Below are 11,617 nucleotides of genomic sequence, written 5' to 3' on the forward strand. Positions count from 1 at the left end.
TCCAATCCCTGTTACTCTCCCGCTGCTGGCCTTCGTAGTCAGGAATGCACGTGAAGAACACCGGCCGACGGTCGCGGCCTGCAACGTTACAATCTGAGCAGCCGAACAGCCGACGAGATCCCAATGCATGGAACCATGATCCGGGCCGAGCCGATCGATCAGCGCCTGGAGGTCGAGCTTGGTCGACTTGAAACACACCGGGTGCGCGCAATTGACGTTTGATGGTTTCGCGCGCGGCCACCGTATCAGCGAGAGTTTTCATCCGCGGAAGCGCTCGGTATGCAAGCAGATTTTGCCGTCGATCTTCATGGGCTTGTGGATCATCAGCCGTTTCGGCAGATGCTCTGGATGAACCTCCAAAAGAGTGATCTTGACCTGAGGCTTGCAGTTGCTGCAATCGAATTTCAGGCTCGGCGGATCGACCCCGCCGCCGTAGACCATCGTCATCATGCGTCAGGCGGATCGAAAAAAACACGTCTGCGAGTTTGACGCATGCGTGAAGCGTGCACCGTTTGTCTTTGCCAGACCGAAAAAGCCATTGCGCGCGCCATGACACGCGCAGGCAAGGCGCTCTAGACCGCGTGTACGCCGCTCTCCCGCGGGGAACCTGATGGCTTGTGGGAACCGGCCTCGACATCCCACGTTTCCAGTAACCTTCAGGATAGGGATTCTTGCAATGGCGGAGAATTTATCTCGCGATGATGAACGGCGCGGCACCAGAAGGGTCCTCATGTGGGGTGTCGTGATCGCCACCGTGCTTTTCGTCGTGCTGCTGGCGATATTTGTCCTCGGCGTGAGAGGCAATGGTGGATAGCGAGATACCCAACGGCAAGGGTCATCCTTGCATCGAAGTGATGAAGCCTGTGGCGAATGGTTCGTCCGTGTGGTCGAGGAAGATCAGGGACTAACCCGATCATTCGAACTGGAATCGCTCGCCCTAGCCTTCGCGGAAGGCCAGCGAATACGCCTGCATCTCGATAAGTTTGCCCCTCTGTAGAGCGTGACCGACCAGCGCATGACGGCGGGCGATTTCGTCCTCGCCGCTGCCTTCTCACGATCTGCGCTTCCGCGGATCAGGCAAGAAGACTGCTGGACCATTATACCGCATGGGCGCGCGTCCATGAAATGGTCCAATCAATGGGTCAGGTTCGCCTGAAGCTGCAACAGGGCTACGATGATCGAGGACAAAATCGTCATCAGCACCGTCGCGTACTTCGGCGTGGCGAGGTCACGGCAGGTGTCGGGCCACGATGGCAGCCAGCTACCAATTGCCCATCTCCCGCTGGGCCCAATGTGACCCGTTGCGGGTCAATACGCTTGGCACCGCAATTGCGTGGATACGTGTGGGCTGGGGCGAGGGCCCGTCGCCTCGCAAATGGGGCGGCGGGCCTTTGAACGAACGGGTTTGAGTCGAGCGGCCCGGCACCCCTTGTTGGGATGAGGCTAGGACACCGGGCCTAACCGACGGGCAGTTTGTGAGAAACGGCGCCGGGGCTGGGGATTATATGCGCTCATGCTGAATTAGGCGCAAAGCATACGAAAGAAGTACGAGTGCAACAATCGGGGGACAACCGGTGACGACCGCCGTCGTGACCATATGCGCGAAGCCGCACCGGTGCTGATTAAAACAGAGTGGGAGTAGGAGGAGCGGCTGCGACAGCGTAGGAATAGGCTTCGCGTTTCCCGCATTTCACGGCGCTAGAATGCCATACGGTTTTTTGTACTCCTTCTGGACGTTTTGCTGATTTGGCACATCGCTGCATCGGAATTAGACCCTGGCGCCGACCGCCTTCGGGTCGTCATAGCTAACGCTTGTCGTTTCGCGGCTTGCCACTATGCTCCAGCGGATTCAAAAAGAGGACACCGGCGTGCTTCGTCGATCGGCTCGAGCTCATCTGCTTGGTCTTATCGCCGCGGCGGTTCTGCCGGTCTGGCTGTTCGCGGCATACTTGCTCGTCCAGTATGCACTGCAACAGCAAGCTCGCTTCGAACAGGATGCCCTGCAGACGGCACGACACGTCTCGCTGGTGGTCGAGGCAGAACTGATTAACCTGCAGACGATTCTTGACGGTCTCTCCAAATCGGCCACTCTCGCCAACGGCGATCTGAAATCGTTTCGCGATGAGGCTGTTCGCCTTGTGCAAGGCATGGATCAGGTGATCGCTTTGAACGATGCCGATCACAATCAGCTGGCGACCACCGACATCGCGCAAGGTGGAAATTCGCCACTCGTCGAACCGACAACGGCTGAAGACAGTGAAAAGCTGAAGTTCACTGGTGTCTTGGTCAGCAATGTCGTTGTGGGCCATCAGTCGGGCGGCTATCGCGTTGCTGTTACAAGGCGAGTGCTCGGACCCAAGAATGAAGAGTGGCTTCTTTCGATCTCGGTCCCGACTGCGCGCATTCGCGATGTCATGCTACCTGCCGTGCCGGCAGGCTGGACGGTCGGCATCGGCGATCGCGGCGGCAATTATATTGCACGGTCCACGCAGCACGAGAAGATGACTGGCAAGCCAGGACTGGCCGAATATGTCGACAAAATCGTCGGCCTGACCGGCAGCTTCAAATCTCGTGATTTCGAGGGAACGACGCTGCTGGCGGGTTATTATCGGTCAACCTACTCCGGTTGGTTTTATGCGGCCAATGTGCCGCTTGCGGAAGTGCAGGCGCCGCTTTGGCGCTCGCTCGCGGCGATTTGTGGAATAGGCCTTGCAGCGCTGCTGTTATCTCTCGCTCTCGCCTACGTCGTTGGAAAACGATTGACCGAAGCCACCATCGATCTGGCTGGCCGCGCCGAGGCGCTTGGCCATGGCCGTGAGGTCGAACCGATGTCCACATCAGTTGCCGAATTCGCCACGATTGCAAAGGCGATGGTCGATGCGGAGCGAGCGATCGCGGAGCGAACGCGCGAGCTGGAGACTGTTTTGGAGACGGTACCAGCAGCTGTTTGGTTCACCTACGACCCTCAGGCTCGCCAGGTTATTCGCAACCGCTTTGCAGCAGAGCTGATGGGGCTGCCGACCGACACTCGCAAGTCCTTCGGCACGCCCGACCGCGTCATTGATACCGTCGCAGTCAAGGACGGCCATACGGTTGCGCGTGAAGACCGTCCCTTGAGCAGGGCGATGCGGGGCGAGACGATCGACAATCAGGAATTCGCCTATACGCTTCCATCGGGCATGCAACGCCATTTGCTCTCCAGCGCACGTCCCATCCGCGATCCGGACGGTTCTATCATAGGCGCCGTGCAGATCAGTTTGGACATTTCCGAACGCAAGCGCGGCGAAGAGCAACGCCAGTTGCTGGTCAACGAACTCAACCACCGCGTGAAGAACACAATGGCTGTTGTCCAATCAATCGCCAATCAGACGATTCGCAACGCCACCGACCTCGCCGAGGCCGGACTGAACCTGTCAAGTAGACTCGTCTCGCTGGCAAAGGCTCATGACATTCTTACACGCGAAAATTGGAGCGGCGCCGATCTTGGTGATCTGATCACGAACTCGATTAAGCCGCATGCAGCGTTAGACCGCTTCCAGATTTGCGGGGAGGCCGTCTGGCTTCCGCCAAACATGACCCTTTCGTTCGCGCTGGCGCTTCATGAGCTTGCCACCAACGCCATAAAGTACGGGGCGCTGTCGAATTCAACCGGGACGGTTTCAATTGCCTGGAAGGTTGTCGGCGACGGCGTTCGCCATCTTGAGCTTGAATGGCGTGAGGAAGGAGGTCCCCCAGTCGCCCGGGTTGTGGACAAGGGATTTGGCACACAGTTGCTGAAACGGGTTTTTGCCCACGAGTCCGCTGGCGGCGTTGTCCTGAATTTCGAGAAAGCCGGACTGCGTTGCACCTTCCATCTGAACCTCACCGAGGCGGAAGCAGAAGACGACCGGCTGTTGCCTTAGCTAGGCAAGTGTTTGGCGTGCCTTGTAAACTTGGCGGACGACCCGTTTTTTTCGTCCAATTCCGCCGTCCGAATGCACCAACACATGGCCGCACCATGCAGCGGGACCAGAACGAGCCGAGCTGCGTGGCACCGGCAGCGGAGTTCAGTGCGGTCCTAAAATCGCAACCCATTCCTGCGAATCGCAGGTTTCCGCGGTCAGGCCGAGACGATCTCAAGCTCGCCATATGGCTGTTTCGTGACATTTTACAATTTTAGGTTGTTATGCTTTCGGGTATATTAGCTATCTAAAATATAATTACCAATTTGTTAACCAGGATTAATGCGCCTTTTCCACAGCATCGTTAGTATGCCTTCCAGGTTGGGTTACCTCCATAGGGCGGGGAAGCCATACGTCCGTGCGTTGGGCGGCGTATGCCACTCCTTGAATCCAATCATCGGCTAAAGTTCACGCTTCTGACAAACTTGCGAGGGAGCCAAACCAAAGGAAGCGACGGAGAGGAGTGAGTAAACGATGGGACATCCCCAAATTTCCGATTTTTGGAATGACGCAACAAGACCGGTACACGATGGATATCTGCCGGACGCGAATGGTCTTGGCAGGTCCGATCTCGGCGAAGGACGTCCAAGCGATGGCTTTGTCATGATCGTCGACAAGCGAGCACTTGAACGTGAATGCCTTGCGCGCGGTCTTGTCGAACACAATCCTACCTTGCGCGTTAGCGCGGTAGGATCGCTTGACGAAATCCAACATATTGCCGGAGAAGCGGAGCCATCCGCGGTCCTTGTAATTCTTGGTGCCAGAAAGGTCACAGACGAGAGTGTTCGGGCGGAACTTGCGCACTTCATTTCCGAGTTTGGCACCGTACCCGTCATCGTCGTGGTGGATTCCGACGAGCCGGGGGAGATTCTCGCGGCTCTCGAATGCGGCGCCCGAGGCTATATTCCTACAAGCGTGAAGGTCAAGGTCGCGGCCGAGGCTATTGGTCTCGCTCGTGCCGGAGGGATCTTTGTCCCCGCCAGCTGCGTGCTGGCTCTTCGAGAGATCATCCACTCGACCGCAAACGGGCCCCATCCGCTCACCGGCATGTTCACCTCTCGCGAGGCTGCGGTTGTGGAGGCGCTCAGGACAGGCAAGGCGAACAAGATAATTGCTTACGAGCTCAGCCTCTGCGAGAGCACTGTCAAGGTCCACATCCGAAATATCATGAAAAAACTCAAGGCTACAAACCGCACCGAGGTGGCGTATAAACTTAGACAAATGATGCTTTGAAGGCTGTGCAATCGATCTTTGCCTGGCCGGCTCTGGCAATATAACTGCCGGGCACGCTAAGGGCGCGACCACAGCTCGGCGTTCTGATCCAAGGCTCCGAAGGTCGATGGTATCGTCCGAGCCTTTTCGCGACCGGCACGCTTGGCGTATGTTCAGGCACGTCCCCAGCCAACCGTTGCCGACCTTGCCGTCACGAGAAATCCAACGCTGTCCCCTCCAAGCTCTGCGCCACGATATGCAGCTTCCGCGGCCTTCAGCCCTCCCGTCAGTCTACGGACGATTGGCGCCGATCCGAGTACGTCAAGTGGAAGGGCTAGCTGACCACGGGCGGGCCGCTTCTGTGGCCAGACCCTGAGGCCGAAATAGCTTGCGGCCGAGCGATCGATCCCGCCGCTGAACTGCACCAGCAGCGCTTGGCGAGAGTTCCGGGCAATCCGGCCCAGGCGATTAATGTCCATTGGTGGCTTGTCGGACGGCCTCATCGCGACCACGATCACATCCCATGCATCGTCGGTCAGGAGCATGGGGTGCGAAAAGACACTTACTGTGGCCCCGCTCTCGCGCAGCGTTTGCTCAAGGGACGGCGCACAGGGCGTGTCACAGACGATGGCGAGCCTGGCGGCACGTGGATCGACACCGGCATCGCCGAGCAAGATGCAGCATAACCGCGCGAATTCCGGCAGCAGATTTATGGCTGGGTGGCTGAGATTGGGAGCCGCAACTTTGATGCCGGCCTCGTCACAGGCGTCGAAGTCTACAACGCCCGGCCGAAGCTCCCATGGTTCAGCCATTAGCGAAACAACCGCATCCGAGGGTAAGAGTTCGATAAGCGATCTCGAAATTGGGCCGACCTGGAGACAGTTCGTGACGAGGTCGACGTCCTGCCATTTGCGGCTGCCGATGCGGTTTGTCACTTCAACGCGTTCGGAGACCTTAGCGTGTTTGGCAAATGCCAACGTCGTATCCGCGATGGCCGCCAGGCTCGGATGTCTGGAGGATATGCGGGTGAGCGCAATGACATGGCTGGCGTTGGCAAGCGCCGCCGCTGTGGCCGTCACCGCTTGGTATCCTGTCGTGGCGCCAACGACCACGGTGAGGCCGGAAAGATCGAGATCAAGCAAGGCTATTTGCTTGCGCACGATAGCAAGCACTTCGGCAAGGTCGATGTCGAGGATATCACGAGCAAACGACGCTGCGGCAAAATCACGTGGTAAAGGCATCATGCTGGGCACCACGTTGCGGGCTCCACTGTCAAATAAACCTGCGAGCTCCTTTAAGCGAACCGATCGCCCAGGGGGATCTTATCTCGGGGCGATGCACGTGCATTTCTTGCATTGTTTTGACGGACGCCTTGCGGCCCCTCGCGCATTTAGTGCGACGGCCTCTATTTGCTTGGCACTCCGATCTCTTGGTGGCTGAGCCAATGCAGACTTTGGCAATACAGCCGAACCCGCCCAAACTGCTACCGCAGCAAACGGATGTTAGGTGATACGCCGTTTGATCAGAAGGCTTAAAGACACGACGCCAATGAGGCGCGGATCAGGCTTAGGAGTAACGCGCACCGGGTACGCTACCTCCTTTGCTTCTCTTGCCAAGAGTCCCAAGTCGCTGTGAAGTTGGACGGCAACACCAACAACGTTTCTTGGTGAAACCGGTGACAATCAGCGCATTTGACATAAAGCGTCGCAGCCCCGGCATCCAGATCGGCCAAAACCTCCCTCCGCTTGGAGGCCGGCCCAAGAGGATAATGGACGTGACGGTTGCATTGATCGCCCTTGTCCTTGCTGCTCCGATCATGCTGGCGGTTACTCTCCTGATATTGGTGACCGACGGCCGACCGGCGATATTCTCCCACACCCGAGTCGGGTTCAACGGCAAGCGCTTCGCCTGCTACAAGTTCAGGACCATGGTCGCGAACTCCGAGCAGGTTCTGGCAGACTATCTCGCCAGCAATCCCGAAGCCGCCAAGGAGTGGCAGCAGAATTGGAAATTCAAGAAGGACCCGCGCATCACATTCCTGGGGCACATCCTCAGGAAGTCGAGCCTTGATGAACTGCCCCAACTCATCAACGTGGTGCGCGGCGAGATGAGTTGCGTCGGCCCTCGGCCGGTCGTCCCCGAGGAACTGCAACGTTACGGAGCCTGTGCGATCGATTACCTTCGAACCCGGCCCGGGCTGACCGGCCTGTGGCAAGTGACGGGCAGAGACGCAATAGATTATCCCAGCCGTGTCTCTATCGACAGCCGCTACGTTCGGAACTGGTCCATATGGGCCGATGTTCTCATTCTCATTCGGACGGTCTTCGCCGTGATGAGATTCGATCATGCGTCTTGACTAAAGCGCGTCGCAGCGAAACGGATTCAGGCGTTGTTTGATGTATGTCGTTCTCCAAAACCGCTGCGCACTTTTGGGCGACATGCATTAGCGAGAGAAAGGCAGCGAACCCTAGCGGTATGACTGCGTCGAACACGTCCGGCGCCGGCGACAACACGGCAGCTGCGGTCCGTCATTGCTCATGGGTGAGGCCGCGACGCCACACGACGCCAAGGAGGACGCCGAGCAGGTAGGCGCACTGCAGCGTGACAACGAAAAGCAGGATCGAAAGCAGACGGTCCCAGTCAAGCAAGCTGCCGATGCCGCCAGCAACGGCGCTGACCAGGACAATCACCGCGGTCGCGACGATGAGTGCCGGTGCTCGAACACGAAATCCGAGCAAAATGCCGATCCCGCCGACGGCGATTAGGCCCCAAAGCACGGCGTTCTCCTATGGTGTGGAAGACTCAGTGCCACGCCCAAGTCTCGCACATCTCAGAATCCGTACCAACGCCCAATCCGACAGCACTGCCTGACCTGCTCCTGATCAGACGGCAGGAGTCGCCGCGCCGCCGCCGCTTGCACAAAAGGCGTAGGACATCTTCTCCCAATGACGCTTTTTCGCTCATTTCCTTGTCTATCCGCGCAGCCTACGCTGCATGAAATAGGGGCGCGGAACATTCACCCGCGGTGCGGCAGCGCGCCTTTAATCCCGCGTTGGGTGCGCGTGGCTACCGGATGAGCCAATCCTGTCCGCATTGTCGCTGCCGCCGTCCGGTTTCAGGATCCTGACGGGGCCGACGCGCGCGAATACTGGAACAAGGCGCATCTCCAGTGGGTCGCGGCACATCAGAACGTGGCCCGGTTTCTCCGACGAAGCGCTGTGAGAAGTCGCACCTGTGGGCGATTGGACAAAATGAAAGTCCTGCCGAGAGGGCATTGCCGCATCACCCGTTGAACACACCTGCTTTGCAACAACAGCTTGGACCGTCATGGCGTTTCGGCAGACGGGAGGGGGGCTATCCGATGAATCAGCATGAGCGGGTTAAAAGAACGGCGCTCGGCCCCGCCGCTCACAGTCGTGCGACGTTTGTGACCCAGGGGCGGCTGGTACGCGTCAGAGGGCAAAATATTCTGTTCAGTCCATCTCGGCAGGCCATTTTCGCCGTCAACGATACTGCTGCCGAGATCTGGCGCTCCCTGGAAGGAGGCATGCCGCTGGACGCCATCTCGGGCGAGATGGCGCGCGCTGGCGTTGATAGGCTCGAGGCAAACAGGCACGTCGAGGCTGCGCTAAGGGATTGGCAACGGCTGAGCCTGATACGGCCCCAGGCGCCGTTGTCCGCGTCAGCTCAAGAGACTGTGAGCCAGGTGGTCGCCATTGCGGGCCTTAACATGCGCATCGTCTACCCCGCAGCCTGCGCTTTTCCCGCGATCGCCACATTCCGGCATCTCGAGGTCCGAAGCGAGACCGCCGACGTTCTGCTCCAGCCGGTCGAGCATGAAGGGCAGGTCCACTTGTTCCGGGATGACGACTGGGTTCTCTCCTGCTCGCCCGACGAATTGCCTGTCATGCTGAAAGGGCAATTGTTGATCGAGGTTCTCGATCGCGGCGCCTACGAGCTTGCTCTGCACGCGGCTGCGCTTCTCAGAAATGAACGCATCGTGCTTCTTTGCGGCAACCCGGGCGCAGGCAAGACAACGCTGACCGTGGCGTTGATGCATGCGGGATTCGGTTTTGCTTCCGACGATGTCACGCTGCTGGACTCCCGGGAGCACGGCGTGGGTTTGCCGTTTGCCCCCGCTGTCAAAGCGGGAGCATGGCCGCTTCTGGCCGAATACTACCCCGATCTCGATGCTATTCCGGTCTGTCGCCGGCCGGACGGCCGGCGTGTTCGGTTTGCCGTGCCCAAGGAGTTCGTGCCGCGCCCGCCCGTGCCAATCGGCTGCGTGATCCAGCTCCGTCGAAGCCGCGACGCGAAGGCTTGCCTGGAGCCGATCGAGCCAGCCAGCGCATTGCGCGTCCTGCTCAACGGCGCGTCTGCACGCGGCCAAGAGCTGAATGGCACCGCCTTCGACATATTGACCCAAGTCATCGGATCGGCGGGCACCTATTGCCTGACCTATTCGAAGCTCGATGATGCGGTAGAGCTGATCACGAAAGCATGCGATGAGGCAACGCGCTTGAGGCGCTGATCGCCGGGCTGCGCAGCAGTCCAGCCGACAGGACCGACTGGCATGCTGTGATTGCCCCGGCCAATCGCACGCTGCAAACGTGCGGCCAGATCCATCAACTGCCGCAGGATATGGGCGAGTATCTTCGGTTCGTTCACGACTGCAATCGGGAACGGAACCTGCGCTTGCGCGCCCAACTGCTCGAAGCCGTTGCAGCCCTTAATCGCCATGACATCGTCCCGCTCCGGCTCAAGGGTGCGGCCCCCCTTTTTCTTTCGCCGGCCCGCCGAGTTCCCAGCCGGATGACGAGTGACCTCGATCTAGCCGTGGGAAGAGGCGGCTGCCCAAGCCTGTCTTGAAGAGCTTGGTTACGTCGAGGTGGCGAGTGGCCGAGGCATGGTTCGTCAGCAGGACGCCGGAATGCTGGAACTCCGGCCGCATCGGGCGAGCCTTGACCGCCCTGGCTCGTCCAGCGAAACGGTCTGCGGGTGAATATTGCCGGCCCAGTCCGCGCTCTGCACTGGATCGTGCACGACCTGTTCAAGAAGGGGGATTACTGGCGCGGAAGGATTGATCTGCGGCGCCTTCATGATCTGGCACGATTGGCGGAAAGCGAGGATGTGGACTGGACGGCGCTGCAGGCGTCCATGGCAGATCAAGGCGCCCGCAATGCGCTCGATACCCAGCTCCTCGCCCTGCAGCATTTCTTCGGCAAAATGTGATCCGTTTCCATCAGTGGAGGCGCGTGTTCACGGCGACCCCCCGATCATCGGGCTGGCCGGCAAATCGGGCCGAGGGCCGGGCGCGCGTGCTCGATCGATCTCGCGCGGCGCATCGCTCGCACGCCCTCGAATCCCAGCACGAAAGTCTAAGCCTTTTGGTGAACTAGTACGCCCGTACCGGGAAGAATAGGGTAAGTCTGCGAAATCTTGGAACACTTGTGGGGAGTTTGACATGCCAACCGAAAAGACAAAACGCTCGCAACTGACGCAGGAAACTCTGGTTTCAGAGTCTCAGGCGCGCCGGGACTTTCTCAAGAAGGCGGGGCGTTTTGCTGCGGTGACACCGCCAGCCATAACGCTTCTGCTCGGCACAAGCTTGAGCTCAAAGGCGATCGCCAAATCGGGAGGATCACGCCCGGGCAACGGCTGGGGAGACAAGAACCATATTCACCTTGGCCCTCCCGGCCAAGTGTAAGCTCCTTGATCATCACGGTCGCTGAAAACAGCGTTCTGAGGACGTAGGGCTTTAGCGTATAAGCGTGGAAGCCACACGGATTGGGACCCAGTACCATCTGGTTTGGGTGACGAAGTACCCGTCACCCAGTGCTTGGTGGCGACGTTGGAAACCAGGTGCCGGGAGCGTTGCGCGAGACGGCGCAGGCCCATGAGATGGTTGTGCCTGCCAGATCGATCAATCGCGACCATGTGCACATGCTGGTGTCGATTCCACCCAGCCTGTCGGTGTCTCGCGCGGCGCAACACTTGAAGGGACGCAGTTCGCACGAGCTGCTGAGCGTGCCCGATGACAACGTCAATGTGACGTGAGTTTTGGGCGATGTCCGCCCAAAGGCGGACCGATCCGGCTTTAAAGCCACCGCCTTTCGCGATCAGCTCCCAGGCTAGGTCCCGGGGTCAAACCGTTCTTCGAGGCGAGCCTCCCTCTGGCCATTGCTTTGTCCTACGCCGGATCTTCGCGCCATACCGGCACGCGGTTGATCTTGATTGCCACGAGGCGGCGGATGCGCAGGCCGACCGCTTCCTGCCCGGTCGGCACAAATGCTTCGACATCGAGCCTGCCATGGTGTGCGCCAAACGGCATGGCAAGGAGCTGGTCATCCCCGAATTCCACGTCGGTATCTACGCTGCGTTTGAGCGTCTTTCTTCGACCATTGGCGTCGCGCTGCTTGATCTTTTTCGGCTCCGCCATCGTGACGTCTTGTACCGCATTCCCT

At 59.2% G+C, this 11,617-nt stretch carries 13 protein-coding genes and 1 pseudogene; 8 read left to right on the forward strand and 6 right to left on the reverse strand.

Annotation, left to right across the window (positions count from 1 at the left end; all coding sequences use genetic code 11):
- Together NKH19_RS28625 and NKH19_RS28630 are read right to left on the reverse strand one after the other, a co-directional pair.
- Nucleotides 1–262 (reverse strand): hypothetical protein (locus tag NKH19_RS28625; protein WP_352872922.1); only part of this gene is annotated, 262 nt, incomplete at its 3' end.
- On the reverse strand, nt 259–450 hold the full coding sequence (locus NKH19_RS28630; protein ID WP_352872923.1) for a hypothetical protein: 192 nt from the start codon (nt 448–450) through the stop codon (nt 259–261). The genes NKH19_RS28630 and NKH19_RS28625, both read right to left, overlap by 4 nt.
- A gap of 1,385 nt (nt 451–1,835) precedes the next feature.
- Between NKH19_RS28630 and NKH19_RS28635 the strand changes: the two genes are divergently transcribed.
- Both NKH19_RS28635 and NKH19_RS28640 read left to right on the forward strand, forming a co-directional pair.
- Nucleotides 1,836–3,902 carry a sensor histidine kinase gene (locus tag NKH19_RS28635; protein ID WP_352872926.1) on the forward strand — a complete coding sequence of 689 codons (2,067 nt, stop codon included), beginning with the start codon at nt 1,836–1,838 and terminating at the stop codon, nt 3,900–3,902.
- A gap of 513 nt (nt 3,903–4,415) precedes the next feature.
- On the forward strand, nt 4,416–5,174 hold the full coding sequence (locus NKH19_RS28640) for a LuxR C-terminal-related transcriptional regulator (RefSeq protein WP_352872928.1): 759 nt from the start codon (nt 4,416–4,418) through the stop codon (nt 5,172–5,174).
- A gap of 152 nt (nt 5,175–5,326) precedes the next feature.
- Here NKH19_RS28640 and NKH19_RS28645 read toward each other — a convergent pair whose 3' ends face one another.
- Nucleotides 5,327–6,397, reverse strand: coding sequence for a hypothetical protein (locus NKH19_RS28645; protein ID WP_352872929.1), 1,071 nt, complete (start codon nt 6,395–6,397; stop codon nt 5,327–5,329).
- Nucleotides 6,398–6,921: 524 nt separating this feature from the next.
- Between NKH19_RS28645 and NKH19_RS28650 the strand changes: the two genes are divergently transcribed.
- On the forward strand, nt 6,922–7,509 hold the full coding sequence (locus tag NKH19_RS28650; protein WP_352872931.1) for a sugar transferase: 588 nt from the start codon (nt 6,922–6,924) through the stop codon (nt 7,507–7,509).
- Nucleotides 7,510–7,681: 172 nt separating this feature from the next.
- Here the strand turns inward: NKH19_RS28650 and NKH19_RS28655 are convergent, their stop codons facing one another.
- Entirely contained in the window at nt 7,682–7,930 is a 249-nt protein-coding gene (locus NKH19_RS28655) for a hypothetical protein (protein ID WP_352872933.1), read from the reverse strand.
- Between the two features lie 584 nt (nt 7,931–8,514).
- On the opposite strand from NKH19_RS28655, the gene NKH19_RS28660 reads away from it, so the two are divergent.
- Nucleotides 8,515–9,684 carry a PqqD family peptide modification chaperone gene (locus NKH19_RS28660; protein WP_352983332.1) on the forward strand — a complete coding sequence of 390 codons (1,170 nt, stop codon included), beginning with the start codon at nt 8,515–8,517 and terminating at the stop codon, nt 9,682–9,684.
- Here NKH19_RS28660 and NKH19_RS28665 read toward each other — a convergent pair.
- On the reverse strand, nt 9,612–9,893 hold the full coding sequence (locus tag NKH19_RS28665) for a hypothetical protein (RefSeq protein WP_352872979.1): 282 nt from the start codon (nt 9,891–9,893) through the stop codon (nt 9,612–9,614). The two genes, NKH19_RS28660 and NKH19_RS28665, sit on opposite strands and share 73 nt — an antisense overlap.
- Between NKH19_RS28665 and NKH19_RS28670 the strand changes: the two genes are divergently transcribed.
- The 4 genes and pseudogenes from NKH19_RS28670 to tnpA all read left to right on the forward strand — a co-directional run.
- Nucleotides 9,774–10,022 (forward strand): nucleotidyltransferase family protein, encoded by a 249-nt coding sequence (locus NKH19_RS28670; protein WP_352872977.1) that lies wholly within the window; start codon nt 9,774–9,776, stop codon nt 10,020–10,022. The genes NKH19_RS28665 and NKH19_RS28670 overlap by 120 nt on opposite strands.
- 129 nt (nt 10,023–10,151) lie before the next feature.
- Nucleotides 10,152–10,385 (forward strand): hypothetical protein, encoded by a 234-nt coding sequence (locus tag NKH19_RS28675; RefSeq protein ID WP_352983333.1) that lies wholly within the window; start codon nt 10,152–10,154, stop codon nt 10,383–10,385.
- A gap of 232 nt (nt 10,386–10,617) precedes the next feature.
- Entirely contained in the window at nt 10,618–10,860 is a 243-nt protein-coding gene (locus NKH19_RS28680) for a hypothetical protein (RefSeq protein WP_352872981.1), read from the forward strand.
- Nucleotides 10,861–10,914: 54 nt separating this feature from the next.
- A pseudogene (gene tnpA, locus NKH19_RS33655) lies at nt 10,915–11,180 on the forward strand (IS200/IS605 family transposase); the annotation flags it as partial.
- Nucleotides 11,181–11,343: 163 nt separating this feature from the next.
- On the opposite strand, the gene NKH19_RS28690 reads toward tnpA, so the two are convergent.
- Nucleotides 11,344–11,592, reverse strand: coding sequence for a hypothetical protein (locus NKH19_RS28690; RefSeq protein ID WP_352872940.1), 249 nt, complete (start codon nt 11,590–11,592; stop codon nt 11,344–11,346).
- Nucleotides 11,593–11,617 lie beyond the last annotated feature (25 nt).

The organism is Mesorhizobium sp. M1338 (genome assembly GCF_040318045.1).
In the GTDB taxonomy this organism is placed as follows: domain Bacteria; phylum Pseudomonadota; class Alphaproteobacteria; order Rhizobiales; family Rhizobiaceae; genus Mesorhizobium.